This window comes from Alteromonas marina (assembly GCF_000808575.1).
GTDB classification, from domain to species: Bacteria; Pseudomonadota; Gammaproteobacteria; order Enterobacterales; family Alteromonadaceae; genus Alteromonas; species Alteromonas marina_A.
The window spans coordinates 35,949-54,075 of sequence record NZ_JWLW01000007.1; the positions used below are offsets into that span (position 1 = coordinate 35,949).

Here is an 18,127-nt window from a genome sequence, read left to right on the forward strand (position 1 = left end):
CGCAATACGTATCTACTGACATGGTTTACCAATAGATTTCACGTTGCATAGCCACTGTGCGTGTTCGTTCCATAATACGAATTAATGTACTGAGCTTTTCTGACGTCCATTTTCGCACCTCGTCATGGGAGTCTACTTCGGCGTCGTCTATCGACTGCTTTAACATAAGCAGCGCATTCAGTTCATCAATACCAGTGAGCAAATCTAACCACGGCGCGCGAAAATTACCCCGCTCTTCTACAAACAAGTCACCAAGCAGAAATCCACTCCATAATGTCTGCCTAAGCATCACTTCTACAGCACTGTAATTGGCAGGCCCCATGGTTTTACTTAGCGGCATGCTTTGCTGCACAGTTTGCCAACCTTGCGACAGCCAGCCTTTTGCGTGATCAAGCACCGGATGGTCAAAACCCGTTGCGACTTTTTGCCACGGCTTATTCTGAATAAGACTTATGGCGTGCAGCTTAATGTCTGTGGCATCGTTGTCGAAAAACAGCTTTTCAGGCTCATGAGCCTGCATTAAACCTGTTTGTCGTCCTTGCAGATAGCTTACTATTGCAGGATATTTGCTGAGTGTTTTGTTAAACATGCTCTTTTTAGAGAGCAAATAACGCAAACTTTGTAAGTCGTCTTGCCAGCCCCACTTTTGCGCATGAGTGACCAGCTTTTTATGCAGGGCGAGTAGCTCAGGGCACTGCAGAACCGGCAAGTAAAGCGACACACTTTGAAGTAACAAGCGTACACTCTTGGCGACTTCTGCGAGCATTTTTATTGAGCCACTTTCGCAAAACACATGCTCGTGGTGCTGCCAATGCGCCAATGCAGTTTGAACCGCGTGGCTAAACGCTTCTTCCGTGGTGGTTGTATCTTCAAGCGCAAGGAAATCTGGCAGGTGTCGAACTTTAGCGTTAAAACCGTGAAGTAATTGATATCCCTGCGCCGCTTTTGATACATCACTAAGGCGTACCGGCATGTTGTCGTTTATTAGCACCGCCAACGTAAACAAACTGTTGATATCACCTGACATCAACTCAAGCTCTATTTCGTTGATTGGGGAACTGGCTTTTTCTGTACTTGCTTCGCCACAGTCCAGCACAATCTCAACCACACTTTCACCCACACTAACCACATAGGCATTGCGAGTAAAGTGAGTGCTAAACTGTTTAGATAGACACGTATTTTTTGCCGCCACATCCCAATCCTGAGGCCAAGCGCTGGCTTCAAATAGCGTAAGATCGGGCCTTGAATTATCAAGACTCACATTGTATTCCATGCGTCTGTGCAGACCACCGCTGACCACGCCGTTAGTCTTTAGCGTCTGTTCGTATTCACCATTGTTACCTCGAACACGAAAGCCCATTTTATTGTTTTGAAAATCGAGCTTATCTGTATCGTAATAGTCGTTCTCAAGACGCATTTCACGATGAGAGTTAACCTGAATAGTGTTTTTTTCGAAAAGAGGAAGTACACGTTGAGTAAACGCATGGTGGGCATTGTCACCCGTTACAAATTTTAATTCTATTTCTGACATGGTTGCGCTAGGCACAGCTTATGATGCTGACACCTTACCTTTGTCGCTTACTTTTCGCAATGCTGGCGCCATGAAACAAGATACTTTAATTAGACAAAAGTGGAACAAACTTGCCTTTATCGCGGTCAACCAATACCATCTTCACGTTTTAAATTCTAAAATTGGACTTCATATGATTCGAAAGTGGTTAGCAGCAGCCCTTATTGCATGCTCTTTTCAAGCATTTTCGCTACAAGATACCGCTGATTTAGAAGCGTCTTCTTCGCATTACATAAGAGATGACTTGTTTATCTTTATGCATACTGGACCTGGTCGTAACTACCGTATTCTAGGTTCAATTGAAGCAGGCACACCTATTACTGTGCTTGCACGCGATAACGATGCTGAATTCACGCAAATTACCGACAACGAAGGTCGCGACGGCTGGGTTGAAAGCCGCTTTGTGTCAAATACCATGTCGCAAGCCGAGCAATTGCCAATCATAAGCGAGAAGCTAGCTGAGAGCCAAAGCGCACTGCAAACAGCGCAGTCTGAAAACGCCAGACTTCGCCAGCAACTCAACGATGCACGTCAGCAGGTATCGAAGCTTACAACAACTAGCGAAGAACAAGCCTCTGAGATAACTCGTCTTACCGCCAAAGTAGATAGCGCGAATAAAGATGAGCTGGTTACCTGGTTTACACGCGGTGGTATGGTAGCCGGTGTGGGTATATTACTGGGCGTAATGCTGACTTACCTTCCCAAGCGCAAACGCAGAAGCAGCGAGTGGATGTAGTGCTAGGCACCGAGTTTTAGTAACACGATTAAAAAAATGGCCAGCTATAAAGCTGGCCATTTTTGTATTTAACGCTTTGATTTTAAGCATTAGGGTCTGCTCAACATTCGTGAACATACCCTAGGTTTCCTGCTTACTCATCATCTTCAACTAGGGTCATCAACGATGTGTTACCACCTGATGCCGTAGTATCAATACTGATGGTTTTTTCGGTCATCAAACGCTGAATGAGGTTATCGTTATATTCTGCTGTGATAACCGGCAAAATAGCGCCTTCGCGAGATGACAGCATTGCAGTAATACGCGCAGTACGCTCAGTACCAGAGTCGACCACCACGCCAGATAAATCTTCATCCATTAGCAAGGTATCTAGATGCGCAAGACGCGCTACCTGGAATAAGCCTTTGGGTGCGCCAGTTGATTCAAACTTGTTTTGAATTTCAACGGCTTCTTCATAGAAGATTTCAGACACAACTGATACTACCGGGTTACCCGTTGATAGCGCGGTCACAATAGACAGTAACCAGTATTCAAAGGTTACTTCTTTATCGGCAAAACACACCAAGATCCCGCGAGGCTCTAGGTAAAGCTTGTTCGATTCACCTGTTGGTCCCGGCAAGGTTTGAGGCTTGGCAAGCTTGCGTTCAACACTGGTTAACTGCTGACGCGCTGTCGCAAGCGTGCGGTTCAAGTCATCAGCAAGCTCGTCAACAATGTCTACTTTCGCAATTTTTGCCAGAAGCTGACGTACCATAGAAATACGGTCATTCAACGGCGTATGACGCCACTGCACTTCTACCGCTTTCGCTTTATCCATCATTACGTGCGCACGCTCGGCAATCTTCTCATCACCGACAAGCGCTGCATCAGTGCCGTCTACATCATCAATGTGCGATGGCTTAGGTGTGGCACGTTCCATCATTAAGCGAGGCAGATAGTTAGGACCACCCGCTTTTGGACCTGTGCCAGACAATCCACGTCCGCCGAAAGGCTGAACCCCAACAATAGCGCCAATCATGTTGCGGTTAATGTACACGTTACCCGCGCGGCTCTTAGCTGCTAGCTCGTTAGCACGCTCTTCAATACGCGAGTGAATGCCCATAGTTAGGCCGTAACCTGTGCCATTGATTTGCTCTAGCACACTATCAAGGTCTTTCGACTTAAAGCGAACAATATGCACCACAGGGCCGAACACTTCTTTTTCAAGCACATCAATGTTCTTGATTTCATACAAGGTCGGCGCAAAGAAAGTACCGTTTTCAAAGCCTGCTGGCATTTCATTGCGATAAAGCAGCTTAGCTTTATCTTCCATATACTCTTGGTGATCGGTTAGGCTCTTAAGCGCCTTCTCATCAATCACAGGGCCTACATCGGTAGCAAGCTGCGTTGGGTCACCAACGGTAAGCTCTTTCATGGCGCCTGTTAGCATTTCGATAAGGTCATCAGCAATTTCATCTTGTACGAACAATACGCGAAGCGCTGAACAGCGCTGACCGGCACTTTGGAAACCAGAGTGGATCACGTCATCAACTACCTGCTCTGGCAGTGCAGTTGAATCAACAATCATACAGTTTTGACCGCCCGTCTCTGCAATCAATGGCACCTGTTCGCCACCACGTTCTGCAAGCACTTGGGAAATTAACGTACCGGTTTGCGTTGAACCTGTGAACATTACCGCTTTAATGCGCTCGTCTGGCAGAAGGGTTTCGCCCACTTCTTTACCAGGCGACACAATAAGTTTCAATGCGTCTTCTGGCAGGCCTACCGAGTGCATAATATCTACCGCACGCTGCGCAATAATGCTGGTTTGTTCAGCAGGCTTAGCAATAACAGTGTTACCTGTTACAAGTGCCGCTGCCACTTGGCCTAAGAAGATGGCTAGTGGGAAGTTCCACGGGCTAATACAAAGCACAACACCACGAGGAAGTAAGCGTTGATCTTCAGCAAGCTCTTCTGCACGCGCCGCGTAGTAGCGACAGAAATCAACGGCTTCACGCACTTCATCAATGCTGTCTTGCGCTACTTTACCGGCTTCACGCATACAGATAGCGATAAGCTCAGCCATGTGGCGCTCAAGCGCATCTGCTGTTCGATTAAGTATTTCAGCGCGCTCGCTTACATCGCGTTTAGACCATGCTTCAAACCCAGCTTCGGCTTCATCTAATGCTTTGCGCATATCATCAGGCGTAGCGTAATGGTGATAACCTACTACGTCGTTGTGGTTAGTTGGGCTAAGTACCGCTGTCGCACCTTCTGGCACTTCACCGGTCACTTTGTAGTAATCCTGCCAGCGTTCAAGTTCGTGTTTAAGCGCCGTTACCGCATTGGTGTCGGTAAGGTCTAGACCACGCGAGTTATCGCGCTCTGGCGCATATAGCCCACGTGGGGTTTTGATTAACTTGTTATAGCGTACTTTCAGGCGTTGTGTTTTCTCTACCGGATCTTCAAGCAAAGACTCAACCGGTTTTTCATCGTCAACGATGGCGTTTACAAACGACGAGTTCGCGCCGTTTTCAAGAAGACGACGTACAAGGTAGGCCAATAAGTCTTCGTGTTCACCTACAGGTGCATAAACACGGCACTGAATTTTATCCTGTGTTACCACCTGATCGTAAAGGGTATCGCCCATACCGTGCAGACACTGGAACTCAAAACCTTCTTTGTCGTCACCAGCAAGCTCAACAATAACAGACGCTGTGTAGGCATTGTGAGTCGCAAACTGCGGGTAAATGGTGTCGCGATACTCAAGTAAACGGTTCGCACAGGCATGGTATGACACATCTGTTGACGACTTACGGGTAAATACAGGGAACTCTTCAAGGCCCGCTTGTTGAGTAAGCTTAATCTCAGTATCCCAATAAGCGCCTTTAACCAAACGCACCATTAGCGGACGACCTACCTCTAGGGTAAGTTCACGTAAGTGCTCTATAACGTGGATTGCGCGTTTTTGGTAGGCCTGTACGGCCAAGCCAAAGCCTGTCCAACCGTTCAGGTCTTCATCGCGAAATACAGCTTCAATAATATCTAGAGAAAGCTCTAGACGGTCAGCTTCTTCCGCATCTACGGTTAAACCGATATCGTATTCTTTCGCCATCATACACAGCGCTTTCAAGCGCGGCGGAATGTCTGCCATGGCGCGTTCGCGGTGAGAAAATTCAAAGCGTGGGTGAATAGCAGAAAGCTTTACCGAGATCCCCGGTGAACGCTTAGGACCGCGTCCGTTAGCCGCTTTACCGATTACTTTTATTGCTTTTACGTATGCATCGTAGTAACGCTCAGCGTCGCGCATAGTGCGTGCGCCTTCGCCTAGCATGTCGTAAGAATATACGTACCCTTTGGTTTCTTTCTCTTTGGCGCGATCTACCGCATCTTCAATGGTTTCGCCCATAACGAACTGACGACCCATAACGCGCATCGCAATATTCATAGCGCGGCGAATAACCGGCTCACCTAAGCGGCCAAGGGTTTGTTTTAACAAGCCAAACTGTTCTTTCTTGCGCTTGTCGGCATAGTTCACCATGTTGCCCGTAAATAACAAGCCCCACGCCGATGCGTTAACAAATAACGACTCTGAATTCCCCAAGTGAGGTGTCCACTGTCCCTGAGACAGTTTGTCACGAATAAGCTCATCTTGAGTGGCTTTGTCTGGAACACGCAGCAAGGCTTCAGCCAAGCACATCAATACCACACCTTCTGCTGTAGATAGCGAGTATTCATTTAATAATGCGTCAACACCACCGTGCCCTTCTTGCTCTCGGCGAATTTGAAGCACCATCTTTCGTGCGCGTTCCCATGCACGGCTTCGTGCACGTGGGTTTACCTCGGCAATGGGAAGGATTTGATCCACAGCCACCGACTCACTAATGCGATAGTAGTCTCTTATACGCTGGCGTAGGGGTGAAGTTGTATGAAGTGTGTCGTTAATGAGCATTGCAACCCTTTCATAGAAATAGCTGTAACAAAAAGCGTTCCCGCCGTGTAAGACTGCTCACGGTTACATGGAAGCGGCTAAAAAACAAGCAAAGTCGAAACCCTGCGTTGACCTGTCGTACTTCTTTTAACTTTATACTTTTGGATGAAGATCACGACAGTGCCAAATTTGCGCGGATGTTAGCACACAAAATTGCCCTGCCAAGCCCTCCCCCTCAAAGTTTTTCAGTTTCTCTGTCAAGCTACGTATTCAGTGCGTTAGATGACATTTTACATGTCGCTGAATCGTCACTGCTTTTCACTTTTCATCAAAAGAAACAACAGTCACGCCAGGTTGTGAATATTTATCCATCTCAGAGAGCGCTTTGGGCGCATCTTCCAGTGAAATTATCTTTCCAATGAGTGCTTGGGGATTCAGTTTTTTCGCTGCGATCATGCCAAACATGGCCTCGTAGCGATACGCCTGCATACCGTGACTACCTATTACTTCAAGCTCGTGTGCAACGACCGCATCCATAGGAATAGGCGGCGTTGATTGCTCAGCTAACAGCAGACCAACTTGGACATGCTTGCCGCGCTTTCTCAGGCTGTTTACTGAATTTACACAGGTAATGGGGTTTCCTAGTGCATCAATTGACACGTGCGCACCGCCTGATGAAAGGCCCTTGATTGTCGCAGACACATCCTTTTCATTCTTAGCATTAATCACTACATCAGCGCCTAACTTTTCCGCCAATGCTAATGCGTCATCTGATATATCAACAGCAATAACGTTTGCGCCAATACTCGATGCAATCATCACAGCAGATAGACCAACGCCACCGCAGCCATGAACAGCAACCCATTGCCCAGCGCTCACTTTTCCTTGGTCAACCACTGCGCGAAACGATGTAGCAAAACGACAACCTAAGCTAGCCGCAGTCACGTAATCTATTTCTTCAGGAAGGTGGACCAAGTTAACATCACCAAAATCAATTTCAACGTATTCTGCAAACGAGCCCCAGTGGGTAAAGCCGGGCTGCGTTTGATTACCACATACTTGATGATTACCCGAAGAGCATTCTGAACATCTTCCACACGCACTAATAAAAGGAACCGTAACTTTATCGCCTGCTTTGAATCGCTTTACATCGCTTCCAACGGACTCTACAACGCCAGCAAATTCATGACCTGGAACATGAGGTAAACTTATTCCATCGTCATGCCCCATCCAGCCATGCCAATCGCTGCGGCACACACCTGTGGCTTTTACCCGTATAACCACCCCGTGAGATTTAGGCGTGGGCTTCTTCACGTCCTGAATATTTAATTTTCCGCCAAACGTTTCAAATACTACTGCTTTCATAATTACGGCCCCTTAAAAATATGTTCAATAAACACCCAAAGACAGTTATAAAGATTACATTAATAGTTAAGAAATAGTCTTGCTCTTTGCTTGGTTTGGGCCGTTAAAATTGCAAGAATCCTTTAATCAATGTTTAATTAAAGAAAGAATCTGCCAGATAAGGTAAAAATAAAGGCATGGATAGTATGGATAAGAAAATTTTAGCGTTGCTTCAACAAGACGGGAAACTGTCAAACGCCAAGCTAGCTGAAATGCTAAATATGAGTGAAACACCTTGTTGGAGACGCGTAAAACGTTTAGAAAACGAGGGGTACATTGAGAGTTACCAAGCAAACTTGAACAAACGTAAGTTAGGCTATGGCGTGTTGGCGTTTGTGCAACTTACCTATACAGCCCATGACCCAAAAACGACGAATGATTTTATTGATATTATTCAACGGTGCGACAATGTTTTAAGCTGTCACAATACCACTGGTGGAGCTGACTTTCTGCTACAAGTGGTAGCGAAAGACTTGGATGATTACGGCCTCTTTGTAGATAGTGTATTACGAAAACTACCTGGCATATCAGACATTTCATCAAGCATTTCGCTTAAAGAGCTAAAGTCATCAAACCGACTTCCTCTCGATAACTGAATGAGTGTTAAACACGTTTAGATTATCTCAGCGCTACGCGTCAAACGCTTCCGTGCGTATCTCCACAAAAGGTAATGGTGAAGATTCACGAATCTAACTAGCACTCCGCTTATTCGTTCTCACAAGGCCTGCTTGTTTTGAGTTAGGCTTTAAAGTAGAAATTAAAAAAACGTCTACACTATAAAAAACAAAATTAAAAATAGATAGGTGTTTGCCAATGTGGTTACGAAAATTTAGTTTAATTCAACGTTTGGGCATTATTGTTGGGCTAATTACGCTGCTGTTTATATTGCTAACAGCAGTTGTATTAAACAGGCACTACGAAGCACTGAAGCAAAAATCTTACGATGAAAACCAGCACCTTGTTGAAGTGGTTCATACCATGCTTGGTAGCTTTGCTGCGCGCACTGATATAGATGAAGCAACTGCCAAGCAACAAGCGCTAGACGCAGTAAAAGCGCTGCGTTATGACGGCAGCAATTATTTTTGGATCCAAGACCAAACGCCAACCATGGTCATGCACCCTATTAAGCCAGCGCTAGATGGACAGGACCTGAGAACGTTTAAAGACGGAAATGGAAAAGCGTTCTTTATCGAGATGGCGCAAAAGGTAAAATCTAAAGGTGAAGGCTTTGTGGACTATGTATGGCCGCTGCCCGGCAAGGAGTCACCCACGGATAAAATCTCTTATGTAAAAGAGTTCAAGCCATGGGGTTGGACAGTAGGTTCTGGTATTTACCTGACAAACCTAGAACAGGAGTTTTCTCACCTGCGCAACCTGATTGTGGTGTTCTGCGTGGTAAGCGTAATTTTAGTCGTGCTACTTATTTACGTAATCGGTGGAAGCATTGTCAAACCGGTGCAAGAAGTTAGTGAGCGCATGAAGGACATTTCACAAGGTGAAGGTGACCTAACCCGCTCACTGCCAGAAACTGGTCAGGATGAAGTGACCCGTCTGGCTCGCTACTTCAATGAGTACACCGAAAAAATGCGCCAATCGCTATTGGGTATTCGTGAGAATATAAACTCACTAACCCAACAAGCCGAACTGGTAGAAACGTCGAGCAAGAACAGTAACGCCCAAGCTCAGACCCAAAATGAAAACATGCTTCAGGTTGCCGCTGCGATGGAAGAAATGACCACGCAGATAAATGAAGTTAGCAATAATGCTGACTCGGCAGAGAAAAGTACAAGCAGTGCCCGTGGTAACGTGCAGCACGGCGCCTCGGTCGTAGACAGCACAGTAAAAGATATCCGCTCTTTAACCTCGGATATTGAAAGTGTAAGTAGTGCAGTGACCGAACTTGCTGCACAGACCGAAAGCATTGGTGCGGTACTTGATGTTATTCGCGGCATTGCCGAACAAACGAACCTACTTGCGCTTAACGCTGCTATAGAAGCCGCGCGAGCGGGTGAGCAAGGACGAGGTTTCGCCGTTGTAGCTGATGAAGTTCGCACGCTAGCAAGCCGTACCGGGCAAAGTACCGATGAAATTCAGGCGATGATTGAAAAACTGCAGAATAACGCCAAAAACGCGGTTGATGCAGTAAAAGTGAGCCAAGCGGCGTCGACTAAAACCGTCGATAACGCCATACAAGCGAACCAAAACTTGCAGGAAGCAGATCGCCTGATGACCGAAATTGCCGATATGAGTAGCGAAATAGCTCGGGCGACGGAACAGCAAGCAGAGGCTGCTACAGAAGCCAATATGCGTATAAATGCGCTATCTGGTGCTGCTGATAGCAGCTTGCGTACGGCTGATGAATTAGCCGCTGCAAGTCAGGCGCTACGCACAAGCTGTCTGGCTATTATGGATATTGCGAACCGCTTTAAGCTATAAACTCTCATCAAATAGTTGGCCTGCTGCACCTTGCTTGAAAGCCGTAAAGGTATCGAAAGCATCGGAAAGCAGGCTAATATTAGTGTTGTCCACTGCACTGCGCATACGGCTGTGTTGTGCCTTTTATAAAGAAAAAACTAAACTTTACTGTAATTTGCTTCTCTTACCCTCATTACGTGCTTTCGCATTCTCTGTTTAAACAATACACCTACCTTATGCGTATGGAAGAAACGACCTGAGTGCATTACACTCAGAAGCACCATAAGTGGCTGTTCATCAATTGCCGTTTTGTAATTGGTATTGCACCACATAAAAGTAGTGGCTTTTGCGCAATAAACGTTAAACGCGCAACAAATCAAGGAGTTGAATATGAGTAGTGGTTCAAAGGGCAAGCCTATTTTATTATGGGTGGTTGGTATTTTTGTGGTGCTATTTCTGGTGTATTTTTTGTTCGCCAACACCATAATCAAATCTATTCTTGAGTCCAAATTAGGCGAGTCGTACGGCGCTGAAGTGAATATCGACGAGTTCGACCACTCTCTTTTTCCGACCACGGTTACACTAAAAGGCATTTCCCTAACTAACCCTACAAAACCTACGCATAACCAGGTTTTTGTGGGTGAAGCCTATGCTGACGTTGAGCTAAAGCCGCTTTTGAACGATCAGGTTATTGTTAACAACCTTAATTTACTGAAAGTACAGTTCGACACGTTGCGCGAGACTGAAGGCGAAGTGTATCGCGTTCCAGAACGCTCTCTATCCTTTGACGAAATCAAAGCAAAAGCCAAAGAAGCCGTACCTACGGTTGATGAACTTCTTGCCCGCAATCCGCTAAAAACCACTGCTGCCATTGAAAATGCAAAGTCTGCCTACGAAACCTATGGGAAAGGTTTGAAAAACGACTATGAATCTTTACCTGATAAGTCGCGCATTGAGTACTACAAAACGCAGGTAGCCCAGCTAAAAGAAACGAACTACAAAGACCCTCAAGCCTTGGTACAGGCAAAGTCTTCATTTGATAAGTTGAAAGAAGAAATGCAGGCAGACCGCGCGCTTATTAGCAATTTTACGGAAAAAGCGAGTGATGCCAAACAAGCCCTTAGTGAAAGTGTTGAAGCACTTAAGAAAGCGCCACAAGAAGATTACGCGTTGCTGAAAGGGGTAATTGCAGGCGACCAAGCGGCACTTTCTCAAGTCACTTACTTTGTGTTTGGCGACAAAGCGGCGGAATACACTGAGTACCTCATGGCAGCAATGCAAATTGTTATGCCGCTCATTCAAGGTGAAGAAAAAAGTGAAGCGCCGACTGAAGTGCCGTCGATTTTGGTGAAAGAAGCCAATGTATCAGTGCTTTGGCAAAATGAATCTATCACCAGCAAGTGGAATAACATTACAAACGTTCACGAAGTATTCGGTAACCCCACCACCTTTACTATTGAAGCAGCGGGCGAGTTACTAAAGTCGTTTACTTCCAGCGGTGAATTCTGGATTGACGGCGACGGTGTTGATGCCAGCCAAGTCTGGCAGCTAGCCGGTGTGAATATGTCTGACATTACATTTAGCGGCAATGAAACGCTAAATGCTGTACTTAAATCGGCGTTGATGAAAACCAATGGCTCGATGAAAGTCACTGATAACATATTAAGTGGTACTGGCGAAGTTGATCTTCAGCAGCTTGTTATGGAAGCCACTGGCACCAGTGATATTACCAGTGCGATCGCGCAGGCACTGCAAACGTTAACCAGCTTGAACATGACCATGCTGCTTGACGGTACGCTTTCAGATCCTGGCTTTAACATTAAGTCTGATCTGGATAATAAGTTGGCTAAAGCGGCGCTTTCACAGCTTACTGCCAGCCAAAAAGACAAGCTGGATGAATTAAACAACAAACTCAACAGCATGATAAGTAACGAGCAATCATTGCTATCAGGCGAGCTTGTTGACGTAAACAGTATGCTTAGCGCAGCCCAAGGCGACAGTGCCGCCCTTCAGGAGCTGCTTCAAGCTCAACTTAACAACGTTGTTGAGCAGCAAAAAAGTAAGCTGTTTGATAAATTGAAGGGAAAATTGGGCCAAGGTGAATAATGCGACTTTGACTCGACGCTGCTTCGCGGCATAATAAGACACAGCAGAGGCGCAGAGCCTCTGCTTTTTTTCCGCTTAACCACATTGTCAGGTGAATCTGTGTTGCAAGGTAAATGGCTTCCCATTGTATTGATAGTACTGCTTGGTCTATTGCAATACAGGCTATGGTTTGGAAAAAATAGTATTCCCGATTACTTCAACCGAAAACAAGAAGTTCACTCTCAAGCCCTTCAAAATGCAAATCTTGCTCAGCGCAATGCCCTACTTAAAGCTGATATTAACGATTTAAAAATTGGTTTAGAAGCCATTGAAGAAAGAGCGCGAAACGAACTCGGTTTGATCAAAAAGGGAGAAACCTTCTACCGTATTTTGCCCGCAGATTCTAAGTGAAGAACATGACATCGCCCCGCGTTGTTGCGGTTATCCCCGCAGCCGGAGTTGGCAGCCGAATGCAGGCTGACCGCCCTAAGCAATACCTCACCATAAATGGTAAAACTATTCTTGAACACACGATTGACGCATTGCTACATCATCCGTTAATCGACGAGGTGATCGTAGCAATAAGCCCGGGCGACGGGTATTTTGATCGATATGGGTTGCGTGACAAGCCCATTCACGTTGTTGACGGCGGCAAAGAAAGAGCAGATAGCGTTTTAAACGGTATTGTGAATCTCGGTGAGAACGACTGGGCACTGGTACACGATGCCGCGAGGCCTTGTATAGAAGAGAGCGATATTTCGGCGCTGCTCGAATTAATGAGCACTGATGACGTTTCTGGCGGTATTCTAGCTACCCCTGTTCGTGACACCATGAAGCGGGTCAGACCTTCAACAAATGTTATTTCTCACACTGAAGACCGAGACGGTCTTTGGCACGCTTTAACGCCTCAACTTTTTCCAGCAACATTGCTAAAACGCGCGCTTCAAAATGGTTTATCACAGGGCGCGAATATCACAGACGAAGCCTCTGCCATGGAGCTTGAAGGCTACAAAGTTGCTATGGTAAGCGGAAGTCCGGCAAATATAAAAATAACGCATCCGGCCGATCTTCCTTTGGCAGAGTTTTATCTTAAGCAAAAATTAAGCGCGCAAGGCCAGAACGCTCAAAACTAAGGAGCTCAAAGCCACAGCGCAAAAAATCAAAAGGCACAATCATAATGCGAATTGGACACGGATTTGATGTACACAAGTTTGGCGGTGAAGGCCCCATCACAATAGGTGGCGTCAGTATCGACTATGAGCAAGGACTTTTAGCCCACTCAGATGGCGATGTGTTATTACACGCACTGTGTGATGCAATGCTAGGTGCAGCGGCACTCGGTGATATTGGCAAGCACTTTCCTGACACAGACGACGCATACGCGGGTGCAGACAGCCGCGTGCTGCTGCGTCACGTTGTCAATGTAGTAAGGGAGAAAGGTTACCGCTTAAGTAATGCAGATATGACCATTGTGGCGCAAGCACCTAAAATGGCGCCGCATATTGCTGCTATGCGCGAGATTATTGCCCAAGATTGCAACGTATCGCTTGACGACATCAACGTAAAAGCAACGACCACTGAAAAGCTAGGCTATACAGGCCGTAAAGAAGGCATTGCCTCTCACGCCGTTGTTCTACTGGAAAAATTATGAAGCCTTTACACACTGACCACTGGCAGTACTATTTCGCAAAGCCTGTATCCACCGGTATTTTTAAATTCCAAGCCGACGATTTCCAAGTTGTCGAGGATTTGGGCTATACCCCTTGTGGCGAAGGCGAGCACCAGTTTGTATTTATTGAAAAAACCAACACAAACACTGCGTTTGTTGCTGAGCAGTTAGCCCGTTTCGTTAACCTACCACTACGTCAAATTACCTATGCTGGTCGCAAAGACAAGTATGCGGTTACTCAGCAGTGGTTTGGTATTCACGCGCCCGGTAAACCCGATTTCGATTTTAGTAATTTCGAACTTGAAGGCGTTAAGGTGCTTAAGCAAATGCGCCACAATAAAAAACTGCGTACAGGGCAACTTAAAGGCAACCACTTTACTATTACCTTACGTCAGGTTCTGCACCCAGAAGCCATTGAAGAGCGTCTTCAAGAAATTGAAAAGCACGGCGTGCCAAACTATTACGGCGAACAACGCTTTGGTGTAATGCGCTTAAATGACATGGGTGAAGTGCAGCGTGGTGGAAACCTGGTAATGGCAGAGCGCATGGTCAATGGCGAGACCATTAGACATCGCAACAAACGCTCAATGGCGCTTTCAGCGCTACGCAGCTGGCTATTTAATGAAATGCTTTCTGCGCGATTAGAAAAAGATATGTTCGACAAGGTCACTCACGGCGACGCGCTGGTGCTTTCAGGTTCTAACAGCTTTTTCATCAACGAAGGTTCCGACGGCTCTGAGCAGCAGCAAGACGCACAACGTCGTTTTAATGCCAAAGACGTATGCCCTTCAGCACCGCTGTGGGGTAAAGGTGAACTTGTTACGCAAGCTGACACACTAGCACTTGAGCAATCTGTTGCAGAGCAAAATAGTGAAGTTATCGACTTTTTAAGCCAGTGCGGGTTCGAACAAGAGCGTCGCGCGATAAAAATTTGGCCTTCACAGCTTGAATGGCAGAGTAAGGGTGATACATTTACTATCTCGTTTGCGCTTCCAAGTGGCTGCTTTGCAACCTCAGTCCTTAGAGAGTGCGTGGAAACCTTGTCCCCAATTAACAGGGTGTAAAGAGTATTGAGAAAGCGTGGCGCGCAATAGACTAAACCTCGCGTGGCTGTGGATAATAATAAAGGAAAGTACGCAACATCATGAGAGCTTCTAGAAAAGGAGACGCGTTAGCAGAACTGCTTTACAACGAGGGAATACGTTCGCAAGCAGTATTAAACGCCATTGCTGGTACGCCGCGGGAAAGCTTTTTACCCGATGCGCTGAAACACAAAGCCTATCAAAATACGGCGTTACCGATAGGTCAAGGCCAAACCATTTCGCAGCCTTATATTGTTGCGAAAATGACTGAGTTGCTGCTGGATAGCCCCAATAAACCCGAGAAAGTTTTAGAAATAGGCACGGGCTCTGGTTATCAAACTGCTATTCTGGCGCAACTATTTGCCAAAGTATTCAGTGTTGAACGTATTAAGTCATTGCAGTTCCAAGCGAAGCGTCGAATGAATCAACTCGACCTTCACAACATTGCAATGAAACACGGTGATGGTTGGAAGGGCTGGGCGTCCAAAGGTCCTTATGATGCTATTATCGTTACTGCCGCTGCTGCGAGCCTGCCTCAGGACTTGTGCGATCAGCTAAAAGAAGGCGGGCGACTCATTATACCCGTAGGCAACGAACAACAGTCGTTGCTATGTATTGATAGGATTGAAGGTGAACTAACGACATCGACCATTGAATCGGTCCGATTTGTTCCCCTTGTAGCAGGAGAGCTAATGTGAAGCTTTTTGAGCCATGTTATGACATGGCGTTACGCTGGGCGAGGCATCGCCACGCAACCAAATATTTAGGTGGGTTAAGCTTCTCAGAGTCAGTATTCTTCCCTATTCCACCTGATGTAATGCTTGCTCCAATGGCATTGTCACAGCCTAATAAAGCCTGGCATTTTGCCTTTATTACCACGATTGCATCTATTTTTGGCGGCATTGCAGGCTACTGGCTAGGCTATTTTGCATTTGATGCATGGCTTGCCCCGCTCATTGAAAGTTGGGGTTATACCCACAAAATCGAGACCGCAATGCAGTGGTTCAAAGACTACGGTGTGTGGGTAGTTTTTCTCGCAGGCTTCTCCCCTATCCCCTATAAAATATTTACTGTAAGTGCTGGCTTCTTGCAAATGGCTTTCTTGCCCTTTGTACTGGCATCTGCCGTGGGGCGTGGCGCACGATTCTTTTTAGTCGCCGCACTTATGCGCTGGGGCGGCGCTGCGATGGAACAAAAGCTAAGGCAATATGTAGAGGTGCTTGGCTGGGGTGTAGTTATCCTCGCAGTTTTCGCTTATTTACTATTGCGATGATATGCATAAGCACTGGTTTTACCTAGGCTTTTCCTTATATTTCTTTGCACTCCTTGGGGGCTGTGCAGGCCGAACAGCACCCGCTCCCGTCGTTCTGTTAAATAGCCAAGTATCAGATGGAAGCGAAGAATACACAAAAAAAACCTATAAAGTGCAACGGGGAGATACCCTTTACGCAGTAGCTTGGTATACCGGGAATGACTATCGCGATTTAGCAAAATACAACAGTTTATCAGCCCCTTACACTATTTTTCCCGGTCAAATATTGAATGTATCTCCTCCGTCGAATGTGGCTGTAGTTCCCGTAAAAACTGACGTCAAGACCAAACAGTCAACAACTCCGACCACCTATAATGTAGACAAAAGTTTGGTTGACCGCCCATCACCACAGGCGTATCGTGAAAGTGAAAAATTTGTTAAGCCACAAAATGTTACAACTGTCAAGAAGCCGTCACAAAGCGTCAAAAAACAAACACCGGCGAGTTTTCCAGACAAAGTACAAGAGTGGGTGTGGCCTGCAGAAGGTAAGGTAGTTGGAACCTTCAGTAAGTCAGAGTCAGGCAACAAAGGTATTGATATCGCTGGTGCTAAAGGCAGTAAAGTCGTCGCGGCAGCAGATGGAAAAGTTGTTTACTCAGGGAGTGCATTAAGAGGTTACGGTAATTTAGTAATAATTAAACATACCGACACCTTTCTAAGTGCTTATGCCTACAACGATACTATTTTAGTCAAAGAACGAGAATGGGTATCGGCAGGGCAGCAAATTGCGACTATGGGTGACAGCGGAACAAATTCGGTAAAACTTCACTTTGAAGTTAGGTATAGAGGGAAATCGTTAGACCCTATGAAATACCTGCCAGTATTAAAATAATAAAAATAAATAATAATAAAAAAAGACAAAGGAGAAACGTCATAAGGTAAACCTTGTAGCAGGAGATTCATGATGGGTAAGTCAAATCAAGCCTTGGAATCAAAACCGCAAGATGACTTAGATGTCATCGATATGCCAGCTGATATGAAAGCTGACGAAACCTTAACTAACGATGCTGACTTAGAAAATGATGATGCCATTTTCAGTCAGGATGACCAACCTAAAAATCTAGATGCCACACAGCTTTATCTAGGCGAGATTGGTTTTTCGCCACTGCTGACCGCAGAAGAAGAAGTTTATTTTGCGCGCCGCTCACTGAAAGGCTGCGAAGCCTCTCGTAAACGAATGATTGTAAGCAACCTTCGCCTTGTTGTTAAGATTGCTCGCCGTTATAACAACCGTGGATTAGCACTTCTAGATTTAATTGAAGAAGGTAATTTAGGGCTAATTCGTGCCGTTGAAAAGTTTGACCCTGAACGCGGGTTCCGCTTCTCAACATACGCCACATGGTGGATTCGACAAACCATTGAACGCGCTATTATGAACCAAACACGTACCATTCGTTTGCCCATTCATGTAGTGAAAGAACTAAACGTTTATTTGCGTGCTTCTCGTGAACTTTCACAAAAGCTTGACCATGAGCCAACTGCTGAAGAAATTGCGGCAGCGCTTGATAAGCCTGTTGAAGACGTCACTAAGATGCTACGCCTAAACGAACGCATTACCTCTGTTGATACACCTATCGGTGGAGAGAATGATAAGGCACTTCTCGACATTATTGCTGATGAGAAAGAGTTTAGCCCTGAAGAGAGCTTACAAGACTCAGATATCAAAAGTAATATTGTTACCTGGCTTGAAGAACTAAACCCTAAGCAGCGCGAAGTACTTGCTCGCCGATTCGGCCTTATGGGATATGAACCTTCAACTCTTGAGGATGTAGGTGCAGAAATTGGCTTAACACGTGAGCGTGTACGTCAAATTCAAGTGGAAGCACTTCGCCGCCTTCGCGATATGCTGGGTCATCAAGGTCTTTCACTAGAGAACTTGTTCGACCAAATGAAGTAGCTTCTGCGCACATTGCAAAGCAAAGGCAAAATGCCAGTGTTGCAACG

The 18,127-nt window shown here is 46.0% G+C and carries 15 protein-coding genes; 12 read left to right on the forward strand and 3 right to left on the reverse strand.

Annotated features, from left to right (window positions below; all coding sequences use genetic code 11):
* Window positions 1–25: 25 nt before the first annotated feature.
* Entirely contained in the window at window positions 26–1,531 is a 1,506-nt protein-coding gene (locus RJ41_RS04380) for a CYTH domain-containing protein (protein WP_039217486.1), read from the reverse strand.
* Between RJ41_RS04380 and RJ41_RS04385 the strand changes: the two genes are divergently transcribed.
* The gene (locus RJ41_RS04385) at window positions 1,494–2,306 is read left to right on the forward strand and encodes a TIGR04211 family SH3 domain-containing protein (RefSeq protein ID WP_052235395.1); all 813 of its coding nucleotides are present in this window, start codon (window positions 1,494–1,496) and stop codon (window positions 2,304–2,306) included. The two genes, RJ41_RS04380 and RJ41_RS04385, sit on opposite strands and share 38 nt — an antisense overlap.
* Window positions 2,307–2,439: 133 nt before the next feature.
* Here RJ41_RS04385 and putA read toward each other — a convergent pair whose 3' ends face one another.
* Together putA and RJ41_RS04395 are read right to left on the reverse strand one after the other, a co-directional pair.
* Window positions 2,440–6,237 (reverse strand): bifunctional proline dehydrogenase/L-glutamate gamma-semialdehyde dehydrogenase PutA, encoded by a 3,798-nt coding sequence (gene putA / locus RJ41_RS04390; protein WP_039217490.1) that lies wholly within the window; start codon window positions 6,235–6,237, stop codon window positions 2,440–2,442.
* A gap of 297 nt (window positions 6,238–6,534) precedes the next feature.
* Entirely contained in the window at window positions 6,535–7,581 is a 1,047-nt protein-coding gene (locus RJ41_RS04395; protein ID WP_039217495.1) for a zinc-dependent alcohol dehydrogenase family protein, read from the reverse strand.
* A gap of 185 nt (window positions 7,582–7,766) precedes the next feature.
* On the opposite strand from RJ41_RS04395, the gene RJ41_RS04400 reads away from it, so the two are divergent.
* The 11 genes from RJ41_RS04400 (at window position 7,767) to rpoS (ending at window position 18,080) form a co-directional block, all read left to right on the forward strand.
* Window positions 7,767–8,216 carry an Lrp/AsnC family transcriptional regulator gene (locus RJ41_RS04400; RefSeq protein WP_240485726.1) on the forward strand — a complete coding sequence of 150 codons (450 nt, stop codon included), beginning with the start codon at window positions 7,767–7,769 and terminating at the stop codon, window positions 8,214–8,216.
* A gap of 217 nt (window positions 8,217–8,433) precedes the next feature.
* The gene (locus RJ41_RS04405; RefSeq protein ID WP_039217500.1) at window positions 8,434–10,056 is read left to right on the forward strand and encodes a methyl-accepting chemotaxis protein; all 1,623 of its coding nucleotides are present in this window, start codon (window positions 8,434–8,436) and stop codon (window positions 10,054–10,056) included.
* Between the two features lie 369 nt (window positions 10,057–10,425).
* Window positions 10,426–12,141, forward strand: coding sequence for a TIGR03545 family protein (locus RJ41_RS04410; protein ID WP_039217503.1), 1,716 nt, complete (start codon window positions 10,426–10,428; stop codon window positions 12,139–12,141).
* A gap of 99 nt (window positions 12,142–12,240) precedes the next feature.
* Complete coding sequence (gene ftsB / locus RJ41_RS04415) at window positions 12,241–12,531, forward strand: cell division protein FtsB (protein WP_014997231.1); 291 nt, start codon at window positions 12,241–12,243, stop codon at window positions 12,529–12,531.
* Window positions 12,532–12,536: 5 nt separating this feature from the next.
* Entirely contained in the window at window positions 12,537–13,253 is a 717-nt protein-coding gene (gene ispD / locus RJ41_RS04420) for a 2-C-methyl-D-erythritol 4-phosphate cytidylyltransferase (RefSeq protein ID WP_039217504.1), read from the forward strand.
* Window positions 13,254–13,297: 44 nt separating this feature from the next.
* Complete coding sequence (gene ispF / locus RJ41_RS04425) at window positions 13,298–13,771, forward strand: 2-C-methyl-D-erythritol 2,4-cyclodiphosphate synthase (protein ID WP_039217505.1); 474 nt, start codon at window positions 13,298–13,300, stop codon at window positions 13,769–13,771.
* On the forward strand, window positions 13,768–14,853 hold the full coding sequence (truD, locus tag RJ41_RS04430; protein ID WP_014975597.1) for a tRNA pseudouridine(13) synthase TruD: 1,086 nt from the start codon (window positions 13,768–13,770) through the stop codon (window positions 14,851–14,853). The genes ispF and truD overlap by 4 nt, the downstream gene beginning before the upstream one ends.
* Before the next feature lie 80 nt (window positions 14,854–14,933).
* On the forward strand, window positions 14,934–15,569 hold the full coding sequence (locus tag RJ41_RS04435; RefSeq protein ID WP_014997227.1) for a protein-L-isoaspartate(D-aspartate) O-methyltransferase: 636 nt from the start codon (window positions 14,934–14,936) through the stop codon (window positions 15,567–15,569).
* Window positions 15,566–16,144: a YqaA family protein gene (locus RJ41_RS04440; protein WP_014997226.1), complete on the forward strand. Its 579-nt coding sequence runs from the start codon at window positions 15,566–15,568 to the stop codon at window positions 16,142–16,144. Before RJ41_RS04435 ends, RJ41_RS04440 begins: the two co-directional genes overlap by 4 nt.
* Before the next feature lies 1 nt (window position 16,145).
* On the forward strand, window positions 16,146–17,015 hold the full coding sequence (locus RJ41_RS04445) for a peptidoglycan DD-metalloendopeptidase family protein (protein WP_039217511.1): 870 nt from the start codon (window positions 16,146–16,148) through the stop codon (window positions 17,013–17,015).
* A 72-nt stretch (window positions 17,016–17,087) separates the two neighbouring features.
* Window positions 17,088–18,080 carry an RNA polymerase sigma factor RpoS gene (gene rpoS, locus RJ41_RS04450; protein WP_039217512.1) on the forward strand — a complete coding sequence of 331 codons (993 nt, stop codon included), beginning with the start codon at window positions 17,088–17,090 and terminating at the stop codon, window positions 18,078–18,080.
* Window positions 18,081–18,127: the final 47 nt, after the last annotated feature.

Bases quoted from the DNA above. Each gene is read 5' to 3' on its own strand.
- RJ41_RS04380 (WP_039217486.1), bottom strand. From the start codon at position 1,531: ATGTCAGAAATAGAATTAAAATTTGTAACGGGTGACAATGCCCACCAT.
- putA (WP_039217490.1), bottom strand. From the start codon at position 6,237: ATGCTCATTAACGACACACTTCATACAACTTCACCCCTACGCCAGCGT.
- RJ41_RS04395 (WP_039217495.1), bottom strand. From the start codon at position 7,581: ATGAAAGCAGTAGTATTTGAAACGTTTGGCGGAAAATTAAATATTCAG.
- RJ41_RS04400 (WP_240485726.1), top strand. From the start codon at position 7,767: ATGGATAAGAAAATTTTAGCGTTGCTTCAACAAGACGGGAAACTGTCA.
- RJ41_RS04405 (WP_039217500.1), top strand. From the start codon at position 8,434: ATGTGGTTACGAAAATTTAGTTTAATTCAACGTTTGGGCATTATTGTT.
- RJ41_RS04410 (WP_039217503.1), top strand. From the start codon at position 10,426: ATGAGTAGTGGTTCAAAGGGCAAGCCTATTTTATTATGGGTGGTTGGT.
- ispD (WP_039217504.1), top strand. From the start codon at position 12,537: ATGACATCGCCCCGCGTTGTTGCGGTTATCCCCGCAGCCGGAGTTGGC.
- ispF (WP_039217505.1), top strand. From the start codon at position 13,298: ATGCGAATTGGACACGGATTTGATGTACACAAGTTTGGCGGTGAAGGC.
- truD (WP_014975597.1), top strand. From the start codon at position 13,768: ATGAAGCCTTTACACACTGACCACTGGCAGTACTATTTCGCAAAGCCT.
- RJ41_RS04435 (WP_014997227.1), top strand. From the start codon at position 14,934: ATGAGAGCTTCTAGAAAAGGAGACGCGTTAGCAGAACTGCTTTACAAC.
- RJ41_RS04445 (WP_039217511.1), top strand. From the start codon at position 16,146: ATGCATAAGCACTGGTTTTACCTAGGCTTTTCCTTATATTTCTTTGCA.
- rpoS (WP_039217512.1), top strand. From the start codon at position 17,088: ATGGGTAAGTCAAATCAAGCCTTGGAATCAAAACCGCAAGATGACTTA.